Annotated in this window: 25 protein-coding genes; 9 read left to right on the top strand and 16 right to left on the bottom strand. The window is 73.0% G+C overall.

Annotated features, from left to right (window positions below):
- Positions 1 to 5: 5 nt before the first annotated feature.
- Genes ACIRS4_RS10050 through ACIRS4_RS10040 form a run of 3 tightly spaced genes read right to left on the bottom strand, consistent with a single transcriptional unit; the run spans position 6 to position 3,186 of the window.
- Positions 6 to 710 (bottom strand): Type 1 glutamine amidotransferase-like domain-containing protein, encoded by a 705-nt coding sequence (locus ACIRS4_RS10050; protein ID WP_404192653.1) that lies wholly within the window; start codon positions 708 to 710, stop codon positions 6 to 8.
- A 36-nt stretch (positions 711 to 746) separates the two neighbouring features.
- Complete coding sequence (locus ACIRS4_RS10045) at positions 747 to 1,706, bottom strand: hypothetical protein (RefSeq protein WP_404192651.1); 960 nt, start codon at positions 1,704 to 1,706, stop codon at positions 747 to 749.
- A 10-nt stretch (positions 1,707 to 1,716) separates the two neighbouring features.
- Positions 1,717 to 3,186, bottom strand: a complete 1,470-nt coding sequence (locus ACIRS4_RS10040) for an APC family permease (RefSeq protein ID WP_404192648.1) — start codon at positions 3,184 to 3,186, stop codon at positions 1,717 to 1,719.
- Here ACIRS4_RS10040 and ACIRS4_RS10035 point away from each other — a divergent pair.
- Positions 3,185 to 3,373 (top strand): hypothetical protein, encoded by a 189-nt coding sequence (locus ACIRS4_RS10035; RefSeq protein WP_404192645.1) that lies wholly within the window; start codon positions 3,185 to 3,187, stop codon positions 3,371 to 3,373. The genes ACIRS4_RS10040 and ACIRS4_RS10035 overlap by 2 nt on opposite strands.
- A 140-nt stretch (positions 3,374 to 3,513) precedes the next feature.
- Positions 3,514 to 4,005 (top strand): DUF5709 domain-containing protein, encoded by a 492-nt coding sequence (locus tag ACIRS4_RS10030; protein WP_404192642.1) that lies wholly within the window; start codon positions 3,514 to 3,516, stop codon positions 4,003 to 4,005.
- Positions 4,006 to 4,110: 105 nt separating this feature from the next.
- Here the strand turns inward: ACIRS4_RS10030 and ACIRS4_RS10025 are convergent, their stop codons facing one another.
- Entirely contained in the window at positions 4,111 to 4,317 is a 207-nt protein-coding gene (locus tag ACIRS4_RS10025) for a hypothetical protein (RefSeq protein WP_351098555.1), read from the bottom strand.
- 204 nt (positions 4,318 to 4,521) lie between these two features.
- Between ACIRS4_RS10025 and ACIRS4_RS10020 the strand changes: the two genes are divergently transcribed.
- On the top strand, positions 4,522 to 4,800 hold the full coding sequence (locus ACIRS4_RS10020) for a GlsB/YeaQ/YmgE family stress response membrane protein (RefSeq protein WP_351098613.1): 279 nt from the start codon (positions 4,522 to 4,524) through the stop codon (positions 4,798 to 4,800).
- Positions 4,801 to 4,917: 117 nt separating this feature from the next.
- On the opposite strand, the gene ACIRS4_RS10015 is transcribed toward ACIRS4_RS10020, so the two are convergent.
- The 4 genes from ACIRS4_RS10015 to ACIRS4_RS10000 form a co-directional block, all read right to left on the bottom strand.
- Complete coding sequence (locus tag ACIRS4_RS10015) at positions 4,918 to 5,805, bottom strand: Gfo/Idh/MocA family protein (RefSeq protein ID WP_404192639.1); 888 nt, start codon at positions 5,803 to 5,805, stop codon at positions 4,918 to 4,920.
- A 134-nt stretch (positions 5,806 to 5,939) separates the two neighbouring features.
- Positions 5,940 to 6,173, bottom strand: a complete 234-nt coding sequence (locus tag ACIRS4_RS10010) for a hypothetical protein (protein ID WP_404192637.1) — start codon at positions 6,171 to 6,173, stop codon at positions 5,940 to 5,942.
- Positions 6,174 to 6,250: 77 nt separating this feature from the next.
- Positions 6,251 to 7,630, bottom strand: a complete 1,380-nt coding sequence (locus ACIRS4_RS10005; RefSeq protein ID WP_404192634.1) for a diaminopimelate decarboxylase — start codon at positions 7,628 to 7,630, stop codon at positions 6,251 to 6,253.
- A gap of 151 nt (positions 7,631 to 7,781) precedes the next feature.
- A complete protein-coding gene (locus ACIRS4_RS10000) occupies positions 7,782 to 9,422 on the bottom strand; it encodes a PucR family transcriptional regulator (protein WP_404192631.1) in 1,641 nt (546 codons plus the stop codon).
- Positions 9,423 to 9,754: 332 nt separating this feature from the next.
- On the opposite strand from ACIRS4_RS10000, the gene ACIRS4_RS09995 reads away from it, so the two are divergent.
- Complete coding sequence (locus ACIRS4_RS09995; RefSeq protein WP_404192628.1) at positions 9,755 to 10,021, top strand: DUF5133 domain-containing protein; 267 nt, start codon at positions 9,755 to 9,757, stop codon at positions 10,019 to 10,021.
- An 86-nt stretch (positions 10,022 to 10,107) separates the two neighbouring features.
- Here the strand turns inward: ACIRS4_RS09995 and tgmB are convergent, their stop codons facing one another.
- The 7 genes from tgmB to ACIRS4_RS09960 all read right to left on the bottom strand — a co-directional run bounded on the left by tgmB (position 10,108) and on the right by ACIRS4_RS09960 (position 17,384).
- A complete protein-coding gene (tgmB, locus tag ACIRS4_RS09990) occupies positions 10,108 to 11,094 on the bottom strand; it encodes an ATP-grasp ribosomal peptide maturase (RefSeq protein WP_404192626.1) in 987 nt (328 codons plus the stop codon).
- A gap of 15 nt (positions 11,095 to 11,109) precedes the next feature.
- Positions 11,110 to 11,301 carry a putative ATP-grasp-modified RiPP gene (gene tgmA, locus ACIRS4_RS09985; RefSeq protein ID WP_352251714.1) on the bottom strand — a complete coding sequence of 64 codons (192 nt, stop codon included), beginning with the start codon at positions 11,299 to 11,301 and terminating at the stop codon, positions 11,110 to 11,112.
- Positions 11,302 to 11,514: 213 nt separating this feature from the next.
- Positions 11,515 to 11,808, bottom strand: a complete 294-nt coding sequence (locus tag ACIRS4_RS09980) for a DUF1232 domain-containing protein (RefSeq protein WP_404192623.1) — start codon at positions 11,806 to 11,808, stop codon at positions 11,515 to 11,517.
- A 312-nt stretch (positions 11,809 to 12,120) separates the two neighbouring features.
- Positions 12,121 to 14,217 (bottom strand): xanthine dehydrogenase family protein molybdopterin-binding subunit, encoded by a 2,097-nt coding sequence (locus tag ACIRS4_RS09975; protein WP_404192620.1) that lies wholly within the window; start codon positions 14,215 to 14,217, stop codon positions 12,121 to 12,123.
- A complete protein-coding gene (locus tag ACIRS4_RS09970) occupies positions 14,214 to 15,242 on the bottom strand; it encodes an FAD binding domain-containing protein (RefSeq protein ID WP_404192617.1) in 1,029 nt (342 codons plus the stop codon). The genes ACIRS4_RS09975 and ACIRS4_RS09970 overlap by 4 nt, the downstream gene beginning before the upstream one ends.
- On the bottom strand, positions 15,239 to 15,805 hold the full coding sequence (locus tag ACIRS4_RS09965; RefSeq protein WP_404192614.1) for a (2Fe-2S)-binding protein: 567 nt from the start codon (positions 15,803 to 15,805) through the stop codon (positions 15,239 to 15,241). The genes ACIRS4_RS09970 and ACIRS4_RS09965 overlap by 4 nt, the downstream gene beginning before the upstream one ends.
- A 283-nt stretch (positions 15,806 to 16,088) precedes the next feature.
- Entirely contained in the window at positions 16,089 to 17,384 is a 1,296-nt protein-coding gene (locus tag ACIRS4_RS09960; protein WP_404192612.1) for a hypothetical protein, read from the bottom strand.
- 400 nt (positions 17,385 to 17,784) lie between these two features.
- On the opposite strand from ACIRS4_RS09960, the gene ACIRS4_RS09955 reads away from it, so the two are divergent.
- The 5 genes from ACIRS4_RS09955 to ACIRS4_RS09935 all read left to right on the top strand — a co-directional run bounded on the left by ACIRS4_RS09955 (position 17,785) and on the right by ACIRS4_RS09935 (position 23,811).
- Positions 17,785 to 18,444 (top strand): HAD family hydrolase, encoded by a 660-nt coding sequence (locus ACIRS4_RS09955; protein ID WP_404192609.1) that lies wholly within the window; start codon positions 17,785 to 17,787, stop codon positions 18,442 to 18,444.
- Between the two features lie 447 nt (positions 18,445 to 18,891).
- The gene (locus ACIRS4_RS09950; RefSeq protein WP_404192606.1) at positions 18,892 to 20,202 is read left to right on the top strand and encodes a glucuronoxylanase; all 1,311 of its coding nucleotides are present in this window, start codon (positions 18,892 to 18,894) and stop codon (positions 20,200 to 20,202) included.
- 247 nt (positions 20,203 to 20,449) lie between these two features.
- On the top strand, positions 20,450 to 21,289 hold the full coding sequence (locus ACIRS4_RS09945) for an SDR family oxidoreductase (protein WP_404192603.1): 840 nt from the start codon (positions 20,450 to 20,452) through the stop codon (positions 21,287 to 21,289).
- Positions 21,290 to 21,295: 6 nt separating this feature from the next.
- A complete protein-coding gene (locus ACIRS4_RS09940; protein ID WP_404192600.1) occupies positions 21,296 to 22,771 on the top strand; it encodes a cytochrome ubiquinol oxidase subunit I in 1,476 nt (491 codons plus the stop codon).
- Positions 22,771 to 23,811 carry a cytochrome d ubiquinol oxidase subunit II gene (locus ACIRS4_RS09935; RefSeq protein WP_404193095.1) on the top strand — a complete coding sequence of 347 codons (1,041 nt, stop codon included), beginning with the start codon at positions 22,771 to 22,773 and terminating at the stop codon, positions 23,809 to 23,811. The genes ACIRS4_RS09940 and ACIRS4_RS09935 overlap by 1 nt, the downstream gene beginning before the upstream one ends.
- A gap of 49 nt (positions 23,812 to 23,860) precedes the next feature.
- Here ACIRS4_RS09935 and ACIRS4_RS09930 read toward each other — a convergent pair whose 3' ends face one another.
- The gene (locus ACIRS4_RS09930) at positions 23,861 to 25,438 is read right to left on the bottom strand and encodes a GMC oxidoreductase (RefSeq protein ID WP_404192597.1); all 1,578 of its coding nucleotides are present in this window, start codon (positions 25,436 to 25,438) and stop codon (positions 23,861 to 23,863) included.
- Positions 25,439 to 25,510 lie beyond the last annotated feature (72 nt).

Genomic DNA, 25,510 nt, shown 5'->3' with positions numbered 1-25,510 from the left:
AGGCCTCAGGGGAGCACGACCGTCTCGGTGACACCGCCCCGGCCGTCGGGCTCCACCCGGTACAAGTGCGCCCCGACCTCCCGGGCGACGGTGCGTGTCACGACACCGTCCGTGAACAGGGCGCCCGCCCCGTCGTCCAGCGCCCATCCCGCGGGCAGCGCGCCGCTCGCCACCGCCCGGCGGTAGGAGGGCCGGCGGCCCGGCTCGCTGTCGTAGTGCGGGCACACCGAACCCGGCAGCAGACCCAGCCCGTCCGGCAGGAAGGCCAGCGGACCGAAGGAGTCGGTGTGCGAGCCCCGCGCCCAGCAGTTGGCGCCCGCGCTGATGCCGCACAGCAGCGTCCCGCGCTCGTACGCCTCGACCAGCAGCCGATCCACCCCGTGGACGCGCCACACCGCGAGCAGGTTCGCCGTGTTGCCCCCGCCCACGTACACGACGTCCTGCTCCAGCAGGAAGGCGCGCAGCGACGCATCGTCCGCCTCCCGCCGGAACAACCGCAGCACGGACGGTTCGCACTCCCGCCCGGCGAACGCGCCGAGGAACCGTTCGGCGTATCCCTCGGCGTCACCGCTCGCGGTCGGCACGAAGCACACCTTCGGCCGCGGCCGGCGGGCGAGGCCCAGCACCCAGTCGTCGAGCACGCCGTCGGTGTCGGTGGAGAAGCCGCCGCCGAGGAGGGCGACACGGCCGGACTCGTCATGAAGGGGCACGCTCCATTCTCGCCCGGCGCCGTGCCCCGGCTCTCCTCAGCCGCGCGGCCCCCATTCCTTGCGGAAGCGGGTCAACTGCTGGACCGGGTCGCCGGTGTACGACCACGGCGTCCGTGTGGCCCGTCGGCCCGTCATCTCCAGGAGGGGTCCCGCCACGTCCGCCATCCCCGCCGAACAAGCCGCGTGTGTCAGGTAGTTGAGGTCGCGCAGCTCGCCGGGGGCGATGTCGCTCTCCTTGCGGCCCGTGATCCAGCGCTCCCAGGTGCGGCGGACGTCGCCCACCGCGCCGTCGTGCGCCCAGTGCTGACCCAGCCCCACCGGCGCCGGCCGGTCCGCCGCCGTGTCGAGGGCGTGACGGTACTCCTCCACCCGCGCGTACTGCACCAGCACCGGCAGCGGGCAGCCCGGCGGGGCCACCCCCGCCGCGTCCCGCGCGAAGTCGTACATCAGACCGTGCGAGCCGTGCCAGCGCGCCGAGTAGTAGTGCAGGATTTGGAGGTGGCCCTCCGTGCTGTACGGGTCCCGCTGGTGCAACTCGTCCCACCAGCGCGCCAGTTCCGTACGCCGTACCCCCGACACGTACAGTCGCGCCACCGAGATCAGAGAGATCCACGGCGTCGGGTCGTCCGGACAGGCGTCGGCCGCCGCCAGGCACGCCAGCACCGCGCTGTCCACACGCTGCTGTTCGATCGGCACGCCCCGGCCGGCCGCGATGGCCAGGGTGAAGGCGCGGGCGGTCTCGGTGGCCGCCCGCAGCACCAGCGCGTCCGCGCTGTGCGGCTCCGCCGCCAGCCAGCTCTCCACCGTCGAACTGCTCGCGCAGGCCTGGGCGAGCAGCCGTGTCCGGTGGCCGCGGGCGAGCCAGTCGCGGCCGGTCACCCGCAGCAGGTCGCGCAGGCCCTGCCAGCGGCCGATCACGATGTCGTGCCGGGTGGAGGAGAGGACCGCGTCCCCGCAGTCGGGGTCGAAGTCGGGAGCGAAACGGTCGCGCGCCATCGGACCCCTCCTAGAAGTCGGTGGGGAGACCGTCATGGACGGCGGCGTGCGCGGCCGCGGGTCCTTCCGGCACGTAGTCGGCGGTGACCGTCCGCGAGGCGTCCAGCCGGGCCGGACGGTAGTAGTCGCTGCCCTTGCGCCAGTACCGGAGCATCGGCGCCAGACCCACCGCGAGCCCGCCGAGACCGATCCAGATCGCCGACGGACTCAGCTCCCCGAGCGCCTCCACGAACACCCAGAACATGAACAGCGCTCCGCACAGCGGCCACAGCCCGCCGAAGACGAAGTCGGCCGGCGACTTCAGCAGCCTCTTGCGGTAGGCGACGACGACGGCGAGACCGGCGAGCCCGTAATAGACGGCGATCTGCAGACCGATCGCCGAGATCGCGTCGGCGAGGATGTCACCCACCGAGCCCAGCGCGTTGGAGGCGACGAACATCGCCAGCGCCACCGCGCCGACCACGGCGATCGCCACCCACGGCGTGTTCCACCGGCGGTGCACCCGGCCCAGCGCGGACGGCATCGTCCGGTCCCGGCCCATCGCGAACAGCGTGCGGGTGACCTGGATGAGGGTGGTCTCCAGGGTGGCGACGGTGGACAGCATCACGGCGACGATCAGCAGCTTGCCGCCCCAGCCGGGCCACACCTCCTCGCCGAGCACCGCCAACACGTTCGCGCCGTTGTCCTCGATCTGCCGGGCGCTGAGGACGACGTTCACCGCGATGGTGAACACCTCGAACAGCACGAAGACGACGCCCACCCCGATCAGCCCCGCGAGCCCGGTCGTGCGGCGGCTGTCCCGGGTCTCCTCACTGAGGTTGCTGGTCACGTCCCAGCCCCAGTAGTAGAACGCCGCGACCAGCGCCCCCGAGGCGAAGCCCGACACCCCGTCGAAGTGACCGAAGCCGAGCCAGGACCAGTCGAAGACCCGGGCGTTGTCGGTGTGCAGGAACGCCAGCACCGCGAAGAGCGCGAGGATCGCCAGCTCCACCCCCGACATGACGAGCTGCGCCCGCACGGTCAGCCGTGCGCCGCCGAGCACCACGCCCAGCATCACCAGGAACCAGACGGCGCCCACCACGGTCGACAGCGCCGTGTCGTCGGCGAGGCCCTCGTCGAACAGGGCGAGCGTCATCGACCCGGCCGGCAGCGAGCCGGCCACCATGAAGATGGTCGCCGAGATCACCAGCGCCCAGCCGCTGACGAACCCCAGGAACGGGTGGAGCGTGCGGCCCACCCAGGAGTAGCTGGCGCCCGCGTTGACGTCGATCCGGCTGAGGTGACTGAACGCCAGCGCGATGCCCAGCATGGGTATCGCGCAGTACAGCAGCGCCGCCGGGCCGCCGAGGCCCACCGCGCCGGCGAGGACGGCCGTGGTGGCGGCGATCGAGTACGCGGGCGCGCTGCCGGCGACCGCCATCACCACCGTGTCGAACGTGCCGAGGACGTTCGACCGCAGTCCTCTGCTGGAGTTGCTCATGCTCGCGCTGCTTTCCGTCGTGCACGCCGACGCCGTGGAAGGGAAGTGGAGGGTCGTGCTCCGGTCGCGGAACGCGAGGGATGGCCTCGAAGATCCGGACAGGGAAAGGCCGTCGGCGGACATCGCCCACCTTGTGTGGGTGGTCGGTCACACCGAGTGTGCGAGTGATGATAGCCCCAACGGTTGAGGTTTCAAGATTGACTGTCGGGTAATCTCCGGCGGCGCCAGGACGGCCGGCGGGGTTCGGTCACGGGTGGCGGGGATACCCGAAACGGCGAACGAGGACCACCAGGCGACGCAACCGTCGCAGCAGCCCAGGGAGGCACCATGGCCACGGAGCCCGAGAACCCCGCGAACGCCGCGACCACGGCCGACGACGCCTACCAGCCCACCGGCACCAACGAGGAGCAGGCGGACGCCGCGCCGCTCGACCTCCAGGACGCGCTCGACGAACGCACCTACGACGACACTCTGGACGAGGGCTACTCCCCACCGGAGAAGCCGCTCGGCGTCACCAAGTACGGCACCACGGCGGCCGAGCAGCACGAGGGCGAGACGCTGGACCAGCGCCTCGCCCAGGAGGTCCCCGACGTCGAGGCCCCCGCAGGCGACGGCGTCGGCGACCTCCCCCGGGGCGAGGGCGAACCGGTCGACCCCGAGGTGGGCGACGCCCGCGCCGGCCGGCTGGTCGCCCCGGACGAGGGCGCGCACCCGGACGCCACCAAGGAGGAGACCGCCACGGACGTCGGCATCGACGGCGGCGCCGCGGGCGCGGAGGAGGCCGCCGTCCACGTCGTCGAGGACCGCGACCTGCCCTGAGACGCCCCTCCCGCGCGGAGTCGGCCGCACGGCCCCGTCACCCGCTCCCCCGGAGCGGGTGACGGGGCCGTCGCGCTGCCCGCAGGCGCCACGGGGCTCAAGGAGTCACGGCAGCAGCTTCTCGATCGCGGACGGGCCCTCCTCGTCGAGCTTGCGCCGCGCCCACTCCAGATTGCGCGGGGTGAGGTCCCGGCCCGCGGCGAGGACCATGTCCTCCGGCGACACATCGGTGCCGGTGCGGGTGTGGAGCAGGGCGTCGGGGGTGACGCGGTCGGAGGACGGCCCGGAGGCGCCGGGCTGTGAGGTCGACATGGTGTGCTCCTCGGTCCGGAGGGCTGCTTGGGGCCCGTGCGGCCGCCGGGGCCGCAGCGGGTCCACTAACACCATTCATCGAGGGAGCGCACCCTGCATCCGGAAGCCACACGGATCACACCCCAGAGGCATTGACAGGTTTGGAGACGGCGTGCTGGTGCATCCGGAATGCATACACGTATTCGCACGGACATGGGAGGAACCGTGGGCGTCATCGCCTGGATCCTGATTGGCCTGCTCGCCGGTGCCATCGCCAAGCTGCTGCTGCCCGGGAAGGACCCGGGCGGCATCATCGTCACCATGCTCATCGGCATCGTCGGCGGTCTGCTCGGCGGCTGGCTGGGCAAGGTGATCTTCGGGGTGGACTCGATCGACGGGTTCTTCGACCTGTCCACCTGGATCGCCGCGATCGTCGGATCGCTCATCCTGCTGGTCCTCTACCGGGCCGTCACCGGCAACCGGCGCTCGCACCGGCACGCCTGACGGTCCCTCTGAACCGACGACGTGCCCGACCGGGCCGCCCAGCGGCACGCCCGGTCGGCACGCCGGTTCGGCCGACGCCGGCGGATCCGCCGGCGTCTTGGTGTGTTCGGCCCACGCTCAGCCCACGCCGTCGCCCAGCAGGGCCTCGGCTTCGGCGAGCACCTCGGTGACCCGCAGGCCGAACGCCGCGTCACAGGCGTGCGGACGCTCCCCGCGGGCCGCTGCGCACAGCGCGTCCGCGGCCCGGCCGAGCGCCGCCGCCGCGCCCGCCCCGCTCTCCGGGAGCCGCGCGACCCCCGCCGCACCCCGGACCTCGACGGCCGTGCCCGACGCCCCGGGCGGAGCCGTCAGACTCAGCGTCAGGGTGCTGGAGGCGCCCCCGGTGTGGTCCAGGACCACCTGCACGGTGTCGCCGGGACCCCGCACCGCGGCCGCCACCCGCCGCACCTCACCCAGAACGGGCAGCAGCACCGACAGCGCGTGCGGACCCACGTCCCACAGCGCGCCCTTCTCCCGGCGCCACGGCGTCGCGAACGGGTGGCCCTCCCCGGAGAACACCGCGCCCAGCCACTGCGCATGCCCCGTGAACCACCCCTCGGCCGCCGCCTGCTCCGCGATCCATGCCTGCGGCTCGGGCAGGAAGCGGGTGGTGAAGAAGACCACCGAGGCGACCCCCGCTTCCCGTACGGCCCGCTCCACCGCCCGCGCGCCCGCCACCGTCGTGGCGACGGGCTTGTCCAGCAGCAGATGACGCCCCGCCCCGGCGGCCCGCACGGCCAGCTCCGCCTGCACGTCCGGCGGCAGCGCCACCGCCACCGCGTCGACCTCCGCGAGCAGCGTGTCGACGTCGTCGTAGGCGCGGACGCCGTGCGCGTCGGCCAGTTCCTTCGCCGCGTCGGGGCGGCGGCCCCACACGCCGGCGAACTCGAGGCCGTCGTGCGCGGCCAGGACGGGGGCGTGCACCATGTGCGCCCAGGGGCCGGTACCGAGCAGACCGATACGCATCTCGCTGACTCTCCCTGCTGCCGGACGACATCACGGCCGACGGCGTGAGAAGACGGCGCAGGCCGTGTGCGAGCCTCGCACACGGCCTGCGCCGCAGGACACCCCGGGGGCGTCCGGATCGGTCGGGCGGCCCGTCAGGCCGCCCGCGGCTCGCCCCGGACATCCTCCGCCGGCCTGTCGACGGCCGGTTCCCCGCCCTCGGCCCCGCCCCGGACCAGGCGCAGATGCCGCTTGCGCGCGGCATGCCGGCGCTTGGCCTGGTCAGGGGCGGAGGCGGGGGCGGGGGAGTAGAGACGATCCTCCACACGGTCCATGACCGCGATCAGTACGGACAGCAGCGGCAGCAGCAGTACGGCGACCCACAGCACGGAACTCTCTCCTCGTCAGACGACACGGACCGGGTGCCTCGAATCGGCCCGCTGATGCCCGCGCGGGGGCGACTTCGTCAGCCGAAGCCGTTCACCAGGGAGTTCGCGTGGGCCAGCCCGCTCTCCGCGGAGATCTCCCGCACCGTCTGCGGCGTCCGCACGGTGGCGAACTCGACGCGGTCCTCCCGCCGCAGACAGCCGTACACCCCGGGGCGCGGCAGGCTGTTGTACGCCCACGGAGCCGAGAAGTAGTAGGCGCCCGTGTCGTGCAGGACGACCCAGTCGCCCTCGGCGAGCTCGGGCAGCGGGCGTTCGTGCGCCACGACGTCCCCGGCGAAACAGAGCGGCCCCGCGACGTCGTGCGGCCGCACCGGCCCCTCCTTCGGCGTGCCGTCGGGGCCGTACGCGCTCACCCGCACCGGCCAGTCCTGCGGCATGAAGACCGTGCGGGTGGCGACCTGCGCGCCGGCGTGGGTGACGGCGACGCGGCGGCCGCCCGCCTCCTTGACGTACTCGACGCGGGCCGCGAGGAAGCCGTTCTTCGCGAGCAGGGAGCGGCCGAACTCCGTCACCAGGCGGTAGCGGCCGTCCAGCAGGGCCGGCTCGGCGGCGGTGAGCGCGGCGACGTACGCGTCGTAGGTCGGCGTGACGCAGTCGTCCTCGAAGTTGACCGGCAGTCCGCCGCCCAGGTCGAGGCTGGTGATCTGCCGGCGGCCGGCCCGGGCGTCGATCTCCTCGGCGAGGCGGTGCAGCGCGGCGAGCCCCCTGCCGATCAGGGGCAGCGGGCAGCCCTGCGAGCCGACGTGCGCGTGCAGCCGGGTCAGCCACGGCCGCCGCGCGAACGCCTCGACGACCTGTTCACGGGCCCCCGGATCGCGCAGGGCGACACCGAACTTGGAGTGGGCGGTCGCCGTGCTCATCGCCCCGATGGCCCCCGCGCCGACCTGCGGATTGACCCGCAGCCCGACGACGGAGGAGGAGCCGGCCGGGCGCAACTCGTCGACGCGGTCGAGTTCGGCCAGGCTGTCGGCGTTGAGAGCGACGCCGAGGGACAGGGCCTCGTGGATCTCCGCCCGGGTCTTGGCCGGCGAGTCCAGCACGATCCGCGCCGGCGGGAACCCCGCGTCCAGCGCCAGCCGCAGCTCGCCGGGGCTGGCCACCTCGCAGCCCATGCCCGCGTCGGCGAGCAGCCGCAGCACCGGCACCAGGGCGCAGGCCTTGGCCGCGAAGGTGTGCAGCACGTCCGGAACGTCCCCGAACGCCTCGTGCAGCCCGGCGACGCTGTCCCGCACGCCCCGCACGTCGAGGAACCCGGCGAGCGGCCGGTCGGCGCCGAGCAGCCCGTCGGCCACGGCCTGGCGGACGGCCGCGGCGACGTCGGCGGTCGTCACCCCGCCCGCGGCGGTGCGGTCGGGGGCCGGTGCGGTGGTGCGGGTGGTCTCGGTGGGGATCGACACGTCCTGGTCTCCTTCGCTTCGGTGCGACAGGGCGCCGCCGGGCCCGGGCGGTACCTCCAGGTTCGCCCCGGGGCGGTCTCCGCGTCTTCGGCCGACCGCACAAAGACGGCCGGAACCTTCGTGCACACGCACAAAGGGCGGCCCGTCGCCGTCACGAAGGCGGGGAGGCGGTGGCCAGACGGGCGGCGAGGGTGAGCAGCAGCCGTGTGTCCGGATCGTCCAGGTCCACCCCGTCCCGCTCGCGGAGGCGGACGATCCGGTACCGCAGCGTGTTGGGGTGCACGACGAGCCGCCCGGCCGCCGCCGTCACGTCGCCACCCGTGTCGAAGTACGCCGCCAGGGTCCGCACCAGCTCCCCGCCGCCGGCCAGATCGGCCCGGATCAGCTCGTGCACCGGGCCGTCGCCGGACTCCCAGACCGGCCGCACCGCGTCCAGGATCCGCAGCGCCTCGACCGCCGCGCCCGCCCCGGCGGCGTCCGCGTACCGCGCCGGACGGGGAGCTCCCGTCGCCGCGGCCCGCGCCTCCCGCTCCCGCAGTGCCCGCATCACGAGCACGGCCCGCTGGTAGGACTCCGCGGCCCGCTCCGGCGGCCCCACCGGGCCGACGCCGAGCCACACGGGGGCGCAGTCCGGCGACGACGACACCGCCGCGTCGAGTTCGCGCACGACGGCCAGGACGGCGGCCTCGTGATCGGCGGCCGACGCGTCGACGGTCACCAGCAGCGCGAGCCGGTCGCCGTCGCGCAGCACCCCGGTGCCCGGGCGGTGCGCGGCGAGCTCCAGCACCAGGACCTCCAGCGCGCGGTCGTCCGCCCGCGCCGGCTCCCGCTCGGCCACCACCGCCGCGCAGGGAGTGTCCGGGGACAGCCCGAGCGACCAGGCGTGCGTACGGCGGTCCCCCACGCCGTGCAGCAGCCCGCGCAGGGCGTTCTCCCGGCGGTGGGCCGTGCCGCTCTCGCGCAGCCGCTCCCGGACGAGCAGCGGGGCGGCCAGGCCGGCGGCCGTGCGGAGGTGGCGGGCCGCGTCGGGGGCGAGGGCCGTGCCGTCCGCGGCGGCCCAGATCGACCCGAGCACCTCCCGCCCGCTGCGGACGGCCACCACCAGCCGCTCGGGTGTGTCGCCGTCGGCGGGGCGGTGCAGGACGTCCCGGGCGGTCCACAGAGCGCGCAGCAGACCGCTGCGGCGCAGTTCGGCGACCCGCCAGTCCGGCACCCGGCCGCCCAGGATCACCGCGCGGCGCAGCGGGTCGGCGTCGGGGCCGGTGGCGGAGTGCGCCAGCACGCGCAGCTGCGTGTCCTCGATCGTGATCGACCCCCTCACATACGCGGCCACCCGTGCGGCCAGCGCCGCGAGCGACGGGATCGCCTCCGGTCCGCGCACCGCGTCCCCGGCGTCGTCGAGTCCGGCCCGGGCGTAGGACAGGGCGGACCGCAGCAGCCCGGCGACCGCGGCCCACCCGACCCCGCCCTCGCGCACGAGGAGGGCGAGACCGGCCTCGCGAGCGGCGTCGAGGGACTCCGCCGCGGGTGGCGGCTCGCCCAGGACGACGGCACAGGCGCCCCGCAGCGCCGCCTCGCGCACGGTCGCGGCGTCCGGGGCCGCGCCCACGGCCAGCAGCAGCGTGCCGGGCCGGCCGGGGGCCAGGTCGTCCATGCCGACGGCGATCCGGTGCACGACGGCGTCCCCCTCGGGCGCGCACAGCAGACGCAGCGCGTTCCCGTCCTCGAACGCCAGCAGGTCCCGCAGGGCCGTGGAGGCCGCAGTCGTGCCTGATGCGCCGTCATCCGTCAACCTGCCTTCTACCGCCGGGACTTCGCCGGAAGGCGGGGGCTCGTCGGGGGTTGAGTGCACCGGTCTGCTCTCCCGCTGTCCGCGGCGGCGCGACGTCTGTCGCCTGAACGGGGTCGAGAATAGGGATCCTCGCGGGGCCGTGGACCGGACGAACGGAACCGGAGCACCTGAACGGCCGCTGTCGGCCCCAGCCGAAGAACATCGCCTGACGGTCCATCACGGAGCCATGTGGCTGAAATTGTGCCCCTGGAAGGTGATTTGTTCCTCCGGTGCGCATGATTCGCCCAGTTCCGGGCACACGCTGCCCACTACACCTGGAGAGAGGGGCGCTCGTGATCGTTCCGGACCCGAAGGCCGTCAGGACGCTGCTGACCCGGTTCGCGGCGCTGAAGATCGCGCAGGCGGAGCAGGAGCGGCCGGAGACGGCCCGTGAACTGGAGGACGTCACCTACACGTTGTGCGTGCTGATGGGCACGTCCGACGTGCGTGAGGCCGTCGACGCGGCGGACCAGCTGCTCGCCGCCGCGGTACGGGGGCCGGCGATCCCGGGGCCGAAGCGGGGGACCGAGGAGGAGAGCGGGCTCTTCGTGGCCGTCTGAGCCCGCGCGTGAGGGTGATCCGACATGGGCTCGGCGTCGCGCCGGGCCGGGTGACTGTTCAGCGGCGCCGAATCCGGCGACGTGACTCAGGGAACCGCCGAGCCACAGCAGTCCACGTGCCGGGAGTCGTTGTCCGGTCCGGGGCCGGCCAGCCATTGCGCGATCGTGCGGGCGATCGGCTGGCCGGTCTCCACCTCCACGAAGCCGAACTGGCCGGACTGGTTGCACTCCAGGAACCACCATGTACCGTCGGCGTCCTCGGCGAAGTCGAAGGCTCCGTAAGCAAGTTGACTTTCCCGCAGATATGTCCGCACCGAGTCGGCGAGTCGTGGCGGCACCTCCACCGGGCGCCACGGCTCGGTCGAGGGCGCGAAGCGCACGTCCACCGCGTCGGGATCGCCGTCGGGGTCCGTGGCCTTGCGGGCGGCCAGCAGCCGGTCGCCCACCGCCGTCAGCCGTATGTCCGCCCGCTTGGCGACCCGGCGCTGGAGCAGCGTGGGGCCGTAGGCCACGGCGGCGAAGTCGGCGCCGGGCGGAACGCGCGTGGTGGGCACCGCCCGGGGCGGGTCCTGCGGATGCGCCCCCGACACCGGCTTGACCACCAGGTCCGGGTAGCGCTCCGCGAAGTCCCGGGCCGCTTGCGGGAACGTCGTGATCAGCGTCGCCGGCACGGGCAGGCCGCTGGTCTGGGCGAGCCGCAGCTGCCAGGGTTTGTGCCGGGCCCGCCGGGCCGCGTCCGGATGGTTCATCCAGCGCGCCCCGCTGCCCCGGAGCATCCCGTACAGCGCCTGCGAGGCCTCCTCCGTGAGCCACGCGGACGGCTGGGGAGCCCGGGCCGCGGCCGTTCCGGGCCGGCGGACCCACACGGACCGCAGCGAGTCGAGACTCACCAGCCGTCCGGCGGACGACAGATGGCCCCGGAACGCTCCGTGCACGTACTCCGCGGAGAGGGCGACGGTGTGCGTGAGATCGGCGGGGTCGAGCCGTACGACGGGGACACCGGCGGCGTTCAGGTGGACGACCACCATGTCCGCCGTGACGTCCTCTTCGCAGGTCATGATGAGCACGGTCATGTTCGTGGCCCGCGCTCAGTCGTCGAAGTGCGTCTTGGAGCCCGCCGTCGAGGTGGTCGTCCCCAGTTCTCTCAGCAGGGCGTGGTCACGAGCGGCGATCCGGCCGTCCAGGAGCACGTTCAACTGCAGACCGGGGTCGTAGGCGTACGGAGTTGCGAACTCCAACTCCGCCGCGGGGCGTGCGTAGTTGAGCGCGAACGGTTGCATCGGTTTCTCCCTCGTCGGTACTGCCTCGATCAAGCGGTGCCGCTGTGCGACGTCACTCGGGCCCGCTGGTGGTGCGACCTTCAGTGACTTATACGAATCGAACGGGTGCTTGGTTTCCTTACTCTCCGTGATCATCACGGATTCCGGGTCCGGCGCAGGCAGCTGAGCTGGGGTGATGGGTCCTGAAAAAGCCCAAAATTCCTTCTGGGGCCGTCAGTTGACGGCTCCGGCCCCGTCGGGGGAGTCGCCGGGGGTCCGGCGCAGCGACCGCAGGGCGAGCAGGAGGACTCCGATGTCGTCGAGATACACCGGGTCGGGCAGTGCGTCGACCGGCAGCAGGAAGTAGGCGATCGCGCCCCAGAACACCCAGCGCGAACCCGTCGGCAGGCCCGCCCTGCGCAGACCCCGACGGGTCCTGACCAGGCGTATCAGCACCCAGGCGGCCGCGACGAACAGTGCGGCCGCCAGCACCGCCGCGACGGCGACGAGCGTGGTGGTCGTATCCACGGGCCCTCCCTGTGTGCGGTCCGACGCGCGGCGTCCGCTCTTCCCCCGGCTCGGGTTCCCCCCGGCTGTCGAATTCCCCGTACTCGATTCCCGAATTCCCCCTTTCCGGTGGGAATATCGCGATGACCGGACGGCGGATCGGCGACCGGGCCGGACGGTAGCCGGTGAGGCGGATGTCACACGCGCGCCGCGCCCGAGTGGCCGGGAATGTCCGATGATCGGCGTGCCGGCGGATGAACGGCAGGGGCCGCCCCGGGCTCGCTCAGGTCACCTTGACCCGTCCCGCCCCTCGCCCGGGCCGTCGCTGCCCGGTCACAGAGCGTTCATCGCCGCCAGCACCCGGTCCGGAGTGAGCGGCAGTTCGCGCAGCCGTACGCCGGCGGCGTGGTGGACCGCGTTGCCGATCGCGGCAGCCGTGCCCACGATGCCTATCTCGCCGATCCCCTTGCCGCCCAGCGGGTTGAGGTGCGGGTCGTGCTCCTCGATCCAGTGCGCCTCGATGTCCGGCACGTCCGCGTGCGCGGGCACGTGGTACGACGCGAGATCCGACTCGGCGAAGTCACCGAAGGCGGCGTCCACGGTGCTCCCCTCGGTCAGCGCCATGCCGAGCCCCATGGTCATGCCGCCGACGAACTGGGAGCGCGCGGTACGGGAGTTGAGGATCCGCCCGGCCGCATACACGCCCAGCAGACGCCGCACCCGCACCTCACCGGTCACCGTGTCCACGGCCGTCTCGGCGAAGTGCGCGCCGAACGCGTGCCGGGCGTAAGGGGACTTGGCGTCCGCCCGTCCGGCCGTGTCGGCGTGCTCGACGAGCCCTTCCTCGGGGATCCGCCCGGGATGAGCGGCCAGGCGCTCCGCGAGCCGGGTGCACGCCTCGTGCACCGGCCAGCCCCAGGAGGCGGTGCCGGAGGAACCGCCCGCCAGCGACGCCGACGGCAGATCGCTGCTGCCGACCCGGACCCGGACCCGCTCCGGCGGGACGCCGAGGGCGTCGGCGGCGATCTGCGCGAGCACCGTACGGGCGCCCGTGCCGATGTCGGTGGCGTTCGTCTCGATGAGGAAACCCCCGTCCGGCAGCGCCCGCGCCGAGGCGGTCGAGGGCCCCACCAGCACCGGGTAGGTCGCCGCGGCCACCCCCGTGCCGATCAGCAGCGGCCCCTCCGCGCGCGTCCCCGGCCGGGGGTCGCGCCCCTCCCAGCCGAACCGGCGTGCGCCCTCGCGCAGGCACTCGACGAGGTGCCGGCTGCTGAACGGCCGTCCGCTCTCCGGTTCGGTCTCCGGCTCGTTGCGGATCCGCAGCTCCACCGGGTCCATGCCCAGCTCGACGGCGAGCTCGTCCATCGCCGACTCCAGCGCGTACATGCCCGGCGCCTCCCCGGGCGCCCGCATCCACGACGGCGTCGGCACGTCCAGCGCCACCACGCGGTGCAGCGTGCGCACGGCCGGGCAGGCATACATCACGCGCGCGGGCGTCGCCGCCTGCTCCACGAACTCCTTGATCCGCGAGGTGTGCGTGGCGACCTCGTGGACGAGGGAGGTCAGCCGGCCGTCCGCGTCCGCGCCCAGCCGCAGCCGGTGCACGGTCGGCGCCCGATGCCCCACCGTCGACGGCAGGAAGCGGCGGGGCAGGGCGACCGTGACCGGACGGCCGGTGCGCAGGGCGGCCATCACCGCCAGCACCACGTCCGGCCGGGGTGTGCCCTTGGACCCGAAGCCGCCGCCGACGTGCTCGGCGACCACCGTGATCCGGTCCTCCGTCAGTCCGAACAGCCCGGCCAGCACCGCCCGCACGGTCGTGGTTCCCTGGCTGGAGGTGTGCACGGTCAGCCGCTCACCGTCCCACCGCGCGGTGCTGGCGTGCGGCTCCATGGGATGGTTGTGCAGCGGCGGCACCCGGTAGCCGACGTCCACCCGGGCGGCCGCACCCGCCGACGCCCCCTCGGGATCGCCCTGTTCGGTGACCGCGGGATACCCGCCGTTCGCCTTCTCGGGGACGTACGCACGGGGATGCGAGGCGGACAGGGTGACGTCGTGCGGCTCCCGCGCGCAGGAGACGCGCACGGCGGCGGCCCCCTCCCGGGCCGCCTCCAAGCTCTCCGCGACCACCAGGGCGACACACCAGCCCCGGTGCGGGATCTCCGGGCCCTGGAGGACGGCGAGGGTCGCGTCGTCCGGCTCTCCCAGACGCGGCGCGTTCTCGTGTGTCAGCACGTCGACGACGCCCGGCAGCCGCAGCGCCTCCGAGACGTCCACGCCCGTCACCCGGCCCCGCGCCACCGCCGCCGGCACGGGCCGCGCGAACAACCGTCCCGGAGAGGCGAACTCAGCCGCGTAGCGAGCCGCCCCGGTGACCTTCTCGCGCCCTTCCCGCCGCTCGACGGGAGCGCCCACCGACGCGCCGCTCATGATTCCTCCCCGTGCGGAACGCGCGGCAAGTCCCCCGGCGGCCCCGGCGGCACGAGCCGCGTCAGGACGTCGACGGCGACATTGCGGGCGAGCGGCACCTTGTACGCGTTGTCGCGCAGGGGCCGCGCCGCCGACAGTTCGAGACCGACGGCGTGCTCGAACGCCGCCCGGGTCGGGGCCGCGCCCAGCAGCGCCTCCTCGGCCCGCCGGGCCCGCCAGGGCCGGTGCGCCAACGCCCCGAACGCGATCCCCGCGTGCGCCACGACGCCGTCCCGCACCTCCAGCACGGCGGCGACAGAGGCCAGCGCGAAGGCGTACGACGCCCGGTCGCGGGCCTTGCGGTACGCCGACGGCAGCCCTGCCGTCGCCGCCGGCAGCACCACGCCGGTGACCAGTTCCCCCGGCTCGATGACGGTGTCCAGCTCCGGACGGTCGCCGGGCAGCCGGTGGAACTCCGCCGCGTGCACCCGGCGCACCCCCGCGAGCCCGTACAGCTCCACCTCCGCGTCCAGCGCGGCCAGGGCCACGGCCATGTCCGACGGATGGGTGGCCACGCACCGCTCGGAGTGCCCCAGCACGGCGTGGTCGCGGTGCACACCCTCCAGGGCGCCGCAGCCGCTGCCCGGCGCACGCTTGTTGCAGGGCTTGGAGACGTCCTGGAAGTACGGGCAGCGCGTGCGCTGGAGCAGATTGCCTCCCGTGGTCGCCGCGTTGCGCAACTGCCCGGACGCGCCCGCGAGGAGCGCCTGTGACAGGGCCGGGTAGCGCTCACGGATCCGGGGGTGCGCCGCGAGGTCGCTGTTGCGGACCAGGGCCCCGACCCGCACCGAACCGTCCGGCAGCTCCGTCACCTCGTCCATCGGGATCCGGGTGACGTCGATGAGCGCGGAAGGCTGCTCCACGCCGAGCTTCATCAGGTCCACGAGGTTGGTGCCGCCGCCCAGATAGCGGGCTCCCGGGTGCGCGGCGTAGGCGTCCGCCGCCTCGGCGAGGCTGCCGGCCCGTACGTAGGCGAAGGGTTTCACCGGATCACGTCCTCGACCGCGTCGACGATGCGGGGATACGCCCCGCACCGGCACAGGTTGCCGCTCAGCCGCTCACGGATCTCCTCCCGGCTCAGCGCGACGGGCCCGGCCGGCGCACCCGCGTCCGTGACGTGCGAGGGATGACCCGCCTCCGCCTCGGCGACGGCCCCGACCGCCGAGCAGATCTGCCCCGGCGTGCAGTACCCGCACTGGAAGGCGTCGCGCTCCATGAACGCCCGCTGCAACGGGTGCGGTTCCTCGCCGTCGCCGGACAGCCCCTCGATGGTCGTGACGTCGCAGCCGTCCAGGGTCACCGCGAGCAGCAGACAGCTGTTGACCCGCCGTCCGTCCACCAGGACCGTGCACGCGCCGCACTGCCCGTGGTCGCAGCCCTTCTTGGCGCCGGTGAGCTCCAGGTCCTCCCGCAGCAGGTCCAGCAGGACGCGCCGGTGATCGACGGTGAGGGTGTGCGGTTTGCCGTTGACGCGCAGAGTCGCGGCCGAACGGTGGGGGTGGGGAGGCGGCGCGGGATCGCCGCCCGCGGAGCCGTGCTCGCTGCCCATGTCTGGACCCCTTCCTCAGGACCCGTGCTGCCGCTGCCGTGGAGACCGCGTATCCAGCGGGCGCGGACCGACACGTCGGGGCGGGTGAGGATTCGGGAACGGGCGCGAGGGGTGAGGGGCCGGGTGCGGTGGGTGACGGGCGGGGGAGCGGCCGTGACGCCGGGGACCCGGGCCTGTGCGGCCCGGGCTGCCAGTGCCGTGACCGGAAGGGTTCACCGGTCCGGCTGCCAGTGCCGTGACCGGAAAGGTTTCACCGGTCCGGCTGTCCTTTCCGGTCACGGCACTAGCGGTCGGCCGCCTGCTGCTCCGCCGGGGCGTCCTTCACGGGCGCGAGCTCCGGCGCGAGCCTCTTCACGCTGTCGTTCACGCCGTCCTGAGCGCCCGCCTCCGAAGGCTCCCGCGGGGCCCGTGAGGTGGCTTCCGAGGCGGGTCCGTCCTGCTCGTCGAGCCCCTCCTGCTCCGCAGGCGTGGACCTGGGGGAGGGCAGGGGGCGCAGGCCCATGGCCGTGACCTTGAGCCGCTCCAGCGTCCGGCCCAGCTGCTGGAACGGCGACCCGGTCGCCTTGGCCTGCGGCGGGGGGCGCTCGCCGGCCGCGGCCGCCTCCCGGTAGGCGGCGAGCGCCTCGTGGGCGTGCTCGGCGGCCTCCCGGTACAGGTCCCGGGACTGCGTCATCGCCTCCAGCGCCTCGGAGTACATCGCCACCAGCTGCCGCTCCCGGGCCAGCTCCTCCTCCATGGTCAGCAGCTGCCACTGCTCCCGCAGCGTGGTCAGCGCGACCTCGCCGCCGTCCGGCAGCGGCCGGGGCAGATCTGCGAACCGCCCCACGGCGTCCAGGAGTTCGGCCGGATGCGTGCCGTCCAGGAACATGTTGCGCACCGTATAGTCCGCGCCGTCGTAGCCGGCCGGGGCGGGGGAGCCCGGAAGCACCACGGCGCCGCCGCGCGGCAGCTCCACGCCGGCGTCCCGCAGCGCCCAGTTCACGGTGCGCAGCTGGTGGGGCGCGGCACGGTGCTCGACGACGCGGTGGTGCAGTCCCGGGGGGAGGAGCGGCACCAGGGAGCGACGGCCGCGCTCGTCGGGGGTCATGGCCTCGTGCACCAGGACGTGAATGGTCCAGGTGTCGCGCAGGGCGCCGCGCAGTGTGCGCTTGACGTCCTTGTCGTCGTCCGGGAGCGGGTTGATGTCCAGGTACCGCTGGCCGGTGACCGTCTCCTGGCCCCACGGGGTGTCGGCGTCCCACGGCCAGAACATCTCGGCGGGCGACGGCCACCGCAGGTCCCAGGGCCGCTCCGCCTCCGCGGCCAGCGTCCACTCCTGCCCGCGCCCCGACCATTGCGCGAGCGTCAGCCGGGCGCGGACGGTCACGTCGTCGGGCAGCACCCAACGGGCCTCGAAGGCGAGCTCCCCGTCGGTGACGTCGGCCCCGGACAGCTCATGGAAGTCCAGGATCGTCCCGTCGTCCTTGAGGGACTGCAGGTTCTTGCGGAGGACGTCCGGCGCTGTCGGTCCGGTGTGACGGCCGCGGGCGAGCCACACCGTCGAGGGAGCCGGTGGCGGGACGGGCGGGGAGGTGAGCATGAGTCCATTCGGAGGGCGGGGTGACGACGTACGGCTGCCAGTATCGTCGTCGACGGCGGGTGGGCGATCAAGCGGGGCCCACGGCATGCCGCCGGAGCCCGTCACGGGTGCGCCTTCCCCACCGGGCGGCGTGTCACGCGCCCCGATGGGGGCACCGGCCCGCGCGCCGGGCGCACGACCCGTGCGCCGTCTCGCGGTGTGCGCCTCACACGGGGCAGGCGCCTCTCGCGGTGTGCGCCTCACACGGGGTGTGACCGATTCACCACGCCGCCCCCGAGCGCACCCGTGGCCCCCTCCGCCCCCACCGCCGAGAATCGATCCCGGCGAACAGGGCTCGCCCACCATCCGCGTCGGGGCGAGCCCTGTTCCCCGGAGGGGGGCCTCGTCTAATCTGACGATCATGATGCGGAGCCCCGTCGAACTGGTGATCTTCGACTGCGACGGGGTGCTCGTCGACAGCGAGCGGATATGCGTCAAGGTCGACGCCGTGGTCATGGCCGACCTGGGGTGCGCGTTCACCGAGGCCGAGATCGTCGAACGGTTCGTCGGCTCGTCCAACGAGGTCTACACCGCGGCCGTGGAGGAACGGCTCGGCCGGCGGCTGGAGAAGGGCTGGGAGCGGCGGTACGAGCATCTCTACGAGGAGGCCATCGAGGCCGAGCTCACCGCCGTGGACGGTGTGGCCGACGCTCTGGACCGTCTCGCCATGGGCGTGTGCGTCGCGTCGAACGGCGGACACACCGGCATCCGGCGCAGTCTGACGCTCACCGGTCTGCTCCACCACTTCGAGGGGCGCGTCTTCAGCGCGGCCGACGTCCTGCGGGGCAAGCCCGCCCCCGACCTCTTCCAGCACGCCGCCCGCACCCTCGGCGTCCGCCCCGAGCGGTGCGCGGTCGTCGAGGACAGCGCGTACGGGGTGCGGGCGGCGCGGGCCGCCGGGATGCGGGCCTTCGGATACTGCGGCGGACTCACTCCGGCCTCGCGGCTCGAAGGGCCGGACACAGTCGTGTTCGACGACATGCGCGACTTGCCCGGTCTGCTGGCGGCCGCCGCCGGCTGAGCCGGGGAGCCGGTTCGAGGCATCTGCCGCCCTAGGGCGCGTTTCGAAAGTCCCTCCCCCACTGCCCTGAGGGCGTGGGAGGTGCCCCCAGGCTCGCGGCGCCTGGCACGCGCGCTCGCCGCGTTGTCGGGATCGCCCTCGTACGCCCAGTACGAGGGCGACCCTCCGCCTTGCGATCGCACGCTCCCCCACGCTCGAACCGAACTCGCGCGGGAGGTGCCCCCATCGCCGCCGCGAGCCCCGCCCTCCGGGCGGACGACGCTACTTCCGAAACACGCCCTAGCCCGCTCCCGCCCCCCGCCCTCCTGATCCCGGCGGCCCCTGAGGCGAGGATTCCGTGTGCACGACCGATGCGCTGCGCCCACTGTCCTGACACTATGTCAGGGAATTGGGAGCGCTCCCACACTCGCGTTCCCGAGGTCTGACCGGCAGCCACGAGGAGGGGACATGACCGAGAGTCGGAACGAGCCCGAGAGCGGCGAGCGCAGAGCACCGAGCCGGAGGACCGTCCTGGCGACGATGGGAGCCCTGCCGATCCTCACCGCCGCGGCGTCGGCCTCGGGAGCCGCCGAAGCCTCCGCCGCGACCATCGCCGCCACGGCGGTCATCGACCCCTCGGCGCGGCGGCAGACGATCCGGGGCTTCGGCGGCATGACCCACTCGGCCTGGATCGGCGACCTGACCGCCGCCCAGCGGGACACGGCGTTCGGCAGCGGCGACGGCAAGCTCGGCTTCTCCCTGCTGAGAATCCCCGTCCCCGAGGACCGGTCGGCGTGGAGCCGTGACCTGGCGACCGCCAAGCGCGCGGTCGAACTCGGGGCGACGGTCATGGCGTCACCGTGGAACCCTCCCGCCAACATGGTCGAGACCTTCGTCCGCGGCAGCCAGACCAACGCGAAGCGCCTGCGCTACACCATGTACGGCGCCTACGCCGCCCACCTGAACGACTTCACCGTGTTCATGCGGCAGAACGGCGTCAATCTGTACGGCATCTCGGTGCAGAACGAGCCCGACTACGCGCACGACTGGACCTGGTGGACCCCCGCCGAGATGGTCCGGTTCCTGCGGGAGAACGCCGGTGTGATCAGCACCAGGGTCATCGCGCCGGAGTCCTTCCAGTACCTGAAGAACGCCTCGGACCCGATCCTCAACGACCCGGTGGCGCTGGCCAACACGGACATCATCGGGGCCCACCTCTACGGCACGTCGTCCGGGAACTTCCCCTACCCCCTCTTCAAGCAGAAGGGCGCGGGCAAGGAACTCTGGATGACCGAGGTCTACTACCCCAACAGCACCGATTCGGCGGACCTTTGGCCCCAGGCGCTCGACGTGGGCGAGCACATCCATCGCGCCATGGTGGACGCCGAGTTCCAGGCGTACATCTGGTGGTACATCCGGCGTGGCTACGGCCCCATGCGCGAGGACGGCAGGATCAGCAAGCGCGGCGCCGCCATGGCGCACTTCGCCAGGTTCGTCCGGCCCGGCTACACACGGGTCGAGGCGACGGCGAAGCCGGTGTCGGACGTGTACGTCTCGGCGTACCGGGGCGACAACTCCACGGTCGCCGTCGTGGTCAACAAGAGCGCCTCCGCGGTCAGTCAGCGCTTCACCCTGGCAGGCGGCACCGCCTCCAGCGTCGCGTCCTGGCTCACCGACGCGAGCAGGAACGTCGCCTCCCAGGCCGCGACCGGCGTCTCGAACAACGGTTTCACCGCGACGCTCCCCGCCCGCAGCGTGACGACGTTCGTGATCCGCTGACCCGCACTCACACAACCCGCCAAGCCCGTCACCGACGGCCCGCCGGAGTCCGCGGCGGGCCGTTCCGGTCGCTCCGGTCGACAGGTGGTCCCTCCCTGCCGCCCGTCCGCTGTCTCCACGACGCGTAGCCCGAGCGTGTGACGTGAGCGGCCGCGCGGCGCGCCGTGCTCTCCTCGCCGTGACTCGGGGTGCTTTGGTCGCAAAGCCGGGCACGCGACCGTCCTCGGAGCTTCGAAGGAGAGACGTGATGGCAGAGAAGGCCGACGAGTACCGCCGAGCGATGTCCGTGCCGCTGCTCAAGGGCCAGAAGGCCCTGGTGACCGGCGCCAACTCGGGTATCGGCCTCGCGACCGCCGTCGCCCTCGGCCGGGCCGGAGCGGACGTCGTGGTCAACTACGTCGCCGGTGCGCAGGAGGCGGACGACGTCGTACGGCAGATCAAGGACTTCGGGGTACGCGCCTACGCCCACGAGGCGGACGTCTCCGACGAGGACCAGGTGGTCGCCATGGTCGCCCGGACGGTCGAGGAGTTCGGCACCCTCGACATCATGGTGGCCAACGCGGGCCTGCAACGGGACGCCGCCGTGACCGACATGACGCTCGCCCAGTGGCAGAAGGTCATCGACGTCAATCTGACCGGCCAGTTCCTCTGTGCCCGCGAGGCCGCCAAGGAGTTCATGCGGCGCGGTGTGGTGCCGGAGGTGTCCCGGGCGGCCGGGAAGATCATCTGCATGAGCTCGGTCCACCAGATCATCCCGTGGGCGGGGCACGTGAACTACGCCTCCTCCAAAGGAGGTGTGTCCATGCTCATGCAGACCCTCGCCCAGGAGCTGGCCCCCCACCGGATCCGGGTCAACGCGATCGCGCCCGGCGCCATCCGCACCCCGATCAACCGCGACGCCTGGTCCACCCCCGACGCCGAAGCCGACCTGCTGCGCCTCATCCCGTACGACCGGGTGGGCGACCCGGACGACATCGCCAACGCCGTCGTCGCCATGGCGTCCGACCTGCTCGACTACGTCATCGGCACCACGCTCTACGTCGACGGCGGAATGACGCTCTTCCCCGGCTTCGCCACCGGCGGCTGAACGAAGATGCTCAGCACAGCGGACCTTCTGGCGAACACCCCGCCCCAACTCCTGCCGGCGCGCGAGCTGATGGCCTTCACCCTCGGCATGCACATCCTGCTGGTCCCGTTCGGCGTGGCGCTGCCGTTCCTCGTCCTGCTGATGCACTACCGCGGGCTCCGCCGCGAGGACCCCGTCGCGCTCACCCTGGCGCGGCGCTGGTCGGCGGTGATGGCGGTCCAGTTCGCCATCGGCGTCGTCACCGGAACCGTCCTCTCCTTCGAGATGGGCCTGCTGTGGCCCGGGATGCTGGGCCGCTGGGGTGATGTGTTCGGCCTCGGGTTCGGCGTCGAGGCCTGGGCGTTCTTCCTGGAGGCCGTGCTGATCGCGGTCTACCTCTACGGCTGGCGCCGACTGAAGCCCTGGACCCACTTCTGGCTGGCCGCGCCGCTGCCGCTGACCGCCATGCTCGGCGCGTTCGGCATCATCGCGGCCAACTCGTGGATGAACACCCCGCGGGGCTTCACCCTCGACGCGCACGGCGATCCCGTCCAGGTGGACGTGCGGCGGGCGGTCTTCACACCGATCTTCGGCGCGGAGTACTGGCACTTCGTCGCGGCGATGTTCCTGACCGCCGCCTATGTGGTCGCCGGTGTGTACGCGGTCGGCTGGCTGCGCGGACGCCGCGACCGCTACCACCGGCTGGGTTTCACGGTGCCGTTCACCGTGGCGGCGATCCTCACGCCGGTCCAGTTCATGCTCGGCGACTCCGCCGCCCGGGCCGTCTTCCACAAGCAGCCGGTCAAGTTCGCCGCCATGGAGCTCGTCTGGAAGACGGACACCCATGTGCCCGAGTACATGTTCGGCCGGCTGAAGAGCGACGGAACGATCGTGGGCGGGATGAAGATCCCGCAACTGGACTCCATCCTCGCCGGCTTCAAGCCCAGCACTCAGGTGACCGGGCTGACGTCGGTACCGGCCGCCGACCGCCCCACCGCCGTCCAGGCCACCATCGCGCACTGGGCCTTCGACATCATGGTCACCATCGGCAGCCTGCTGATCCTGCTCGCCCTGTGGTACGGCTGGTGCTGGCTGCGGCGCCGGGACCTGCCCCGCAGCCGCTGGTTCTTCCGCTGCGCCGCCGTCGCGGGGGCCGCGGCCCTGGTGACCGTGGAGTGCGGGTGGATCACCACGGAGGTCGGCCGGCAGCCCTGGATCGTCTACCAGCACATGAGGGTCTCGGAGGCGGTGACCTCCACCCGTCCCGCCTCGCTGTGGGCGATGCTCGGCATCGTCGTCGTCGTGTACGCGGCCGTCTTCGGCGCGTTCCTCGCGGTCGTCCTGAAGATGCGGACGCGCTGGCGCGTCGCCGACGAGGGCCGTGCCGCGGGGACCGGCCCCCAGGCCCCCGAGACCGACACGCCCTACGGCCCCCGAGGGCCCGAGCCCGCCCGGAGCGCACCCGGACACGGCTCCGACCGCTCCCCGGGAGGCGCGCCATGATGGCCGAACTCGCGGCCTGGGTGATGGTGCTCGCGATCGCCGCCTACGCCTGCGCCGGGGGCACCGATTACGGCGCGGGCCTGTGGGACCTGCTGGCCGGCGGAGCGGAACGCGGCCGACGGCCCCGATGGCTCATCGACCACGCCATGGCGCCCGTCTGGGAGACCAACAACGTCTGGCTGATCTTCGTCCTGGTCGTCATGTGGACCGGCTTCCCGACGATGTTCCAGGCCGTCTTCACCGCCCTGTGGCTGCCCCTCGCCCTCGCCGCCGTCGGACTGGTGCTCAGGGGAGCGGGCTTCGCCCTGCGCAAACCCACCCACCGGCTGGCCCAACGGCGGGTCTACGGCGCGATGTTCGCCGTCGCGTCGCTGCTCACGCCGTTCTTCCTCGGAGCGGCGCTCGGCGCGATCGCCTCCGGCCGGGTCAGGGCCGGCACCGCCGCCTCCGCGGACGCCTGGGCCAATCCGACGTCCGTGCTGACGGGCCTGCTCGCCATCGCGGCCGTCGCGTTCCTGGGAGCGGTGTTCCTCTCCTCCGACGCCCGGCGGTACGGCGGCGACGACCTCGTCGGCTACTTCAGAGTGCGCGCGCTGTGCGCCTTCGCCGTCGTCGTCGTCCTCGCGCTCGTCGCCCTGCCCGTCACCCACGACGACGCGCCCTACGTCTGGAAGGGCCTCACCGGCGGCTGGGGGCTGGTGCTGGTGATCCTCGCGGCGGTCTGCGGGCTGGCCACGGTGCTGCTCCTGCTGCGCCGGTCCCACGGCCTGACCCGCCACACCTCGGTGGCGGCGGTCGCCCTGACCGTCTGCGCCTGGGGTTTCGCACAACGGCCCTACTTGCTGCCGACCTCGCTGACGGTGGCCCAGGGCGCGGGCGCCCCGCACACGCTGCGCTGGCTGGCGATCGTCACGGTCATCGCCGTCGTGGTGGTCGGCCCGGCTCTGGTGCTGCTCTACCGGCTCGACACCATGGGCGAACTGGAGCCGCTGACGGACGCCGACACCGGGGCCGCCGGCGTGCCCGGCGACGACTGCTGACGGCCCTCCGCCGGCCCGTCCCGCACGCGGCCGTCAGCGGTCGTCGCGGTCAGTTCAGCCGCGCGGCGATGCGGTCGCCGACCCGCAGTGCGTTCGCGATGGCGGTGAGGGACGGGTTCACCGCGCCGATGCTCGGGAAGAAGCTGGTGTCCACGACGTAGAGGTTGTCCAGGTCGTGGGCCTTGCAGTCGACGTCGAGGGCCGAGGTCCTCGGGTCGTCACCGAACCGCACGGTGCCCGCCTGATGCGCCGTGGCCCCGATCGGCATGCCCTTGTGCAAGTAGATGCTGTGCGACAGCAGATGGTGCTCGTGCATGCCCAAGTGCCCCAGCATCTTCTGCAGTCGGTGCCGCAGGCGATGAAGCCCGGCGACGTTGTTCTTCTCGTCGAGGGTGAGACGGACCCGGTCGTCCTCGTCGAGGGTGACCCGGTTGCCGGGCAGAGGCAGGTCCTCCCCGCACAGCCAGAAGTCGACCGCGTGGTGGGCCAGCGTCTCGAACGGCATGTCGGGCGAGACGGCGCCGGCCCAGCGCGGGGCCTCGCCGTGGATCTGGGCGGCGTCGGACTTCCCCAGCATCTGGATGCCGCCCAGCGGGAACTCCCAGTCGTCCGCGCCCAGATACCAGTCGTGCAGGGCAAGGGTCTTCTGGAAGCTGGTGGGGTTCGGTTCCTTGGACACCGCCATCAGGGCCAGGTTGTTGTGCCGCATGTAGTGGCGTCCCACGACGTCCGAGCTGTTGGCCAGACCGCCCGGGTGCTTGTCGTTGGCCGAACGCAGCAGCAACACGGCCGAGTTGACCGCACCGCAGGCCACCACCACGATGTCGGCGCTGAACCGGTCGGTCGTGCCGTCCTCACGTCCGACGACGGCCGCGGTGACGGTGCGTCCCGTCGGGTCGGTCTCCAGCCGCCGTACCTGAGCATTCGTCACCATCGTGACGTTGTCGTGTTCCAGCGCGGGGTCGACGCAGATCACCTGGGCGTCGGACTTGGCGCCCAGCAGGCAGGGGAAGCCGTCGACCCGGTCGCAGCGGATGCAGGCGCTGGAGCGGGTGGCGTCGCCGTTCTCGTCCTGGGTGAGGTTCACGCCGATGGGCAGGTGGAAGGGGTGCAGCCCCTGCTTCTCCAGGTCGTCGCTGAGCTGCTGGATACGCGGCTCGTGCTCGACCGGCGGGTGCGGGTACTGGCCGCTCGTCGGCCCCTCGGAAGGGTCCTCGCCGTGACGGCCGTGCACCAGGTAGAGCTGCTCGGCCTGTGTGTAGTACGGCTCCAGATCCTCGTAGCGGATCGGCCAGGCCGGTGAGACGCCGTCGTGGTGGCGCAGTTCGCCGAAGTCCTCGGGCCGCAGCCGGAAGAGGGCGGCGCCGTAGAACTTCGTGTTGCCGCCGACGTAGTAGTTGACCTCCGGGGGGAAGTCGTCGCCGTGCTTGTCGCGCCAGAACTCCGGGGCACGGTAGGTGCCCTTGACGAAGACGGCGGTGGAGTCCCAGTTGTCCCGCTCCCGCGGCAGATAGCCGCCGCGTTCCAGAATGAGGATCCGCTTGCCGGTCGGGGCCAGCCGGTGGGCGAGCGTTCCGCCCCCCGCTCCGGTGCCGATGATGATGACGTCGTAGTGGTCGTCAGCCATGCCGAGTCCCGTGTGCAGTAACGCCCGCCAGGGCGGTTGGAATTACCCGGACCTACTTCGAAGCTACGGGGC

The sequence above is a fragment of the Streptomyces sp. NPDC101166 genome (assembly GCF_044768125.1).
Taxonomy (GTDB): domain Bacteria; phylum Actinomycetota; class Actinomycetes; order Streptomycetales; family Streptomycetaceae; genus Streptomyces.
The sequence above is the reverse complement of the archived record's forward strand: the minus strand, read 5'-3'. Positions and strand labels throughout refer to the sequence as shown.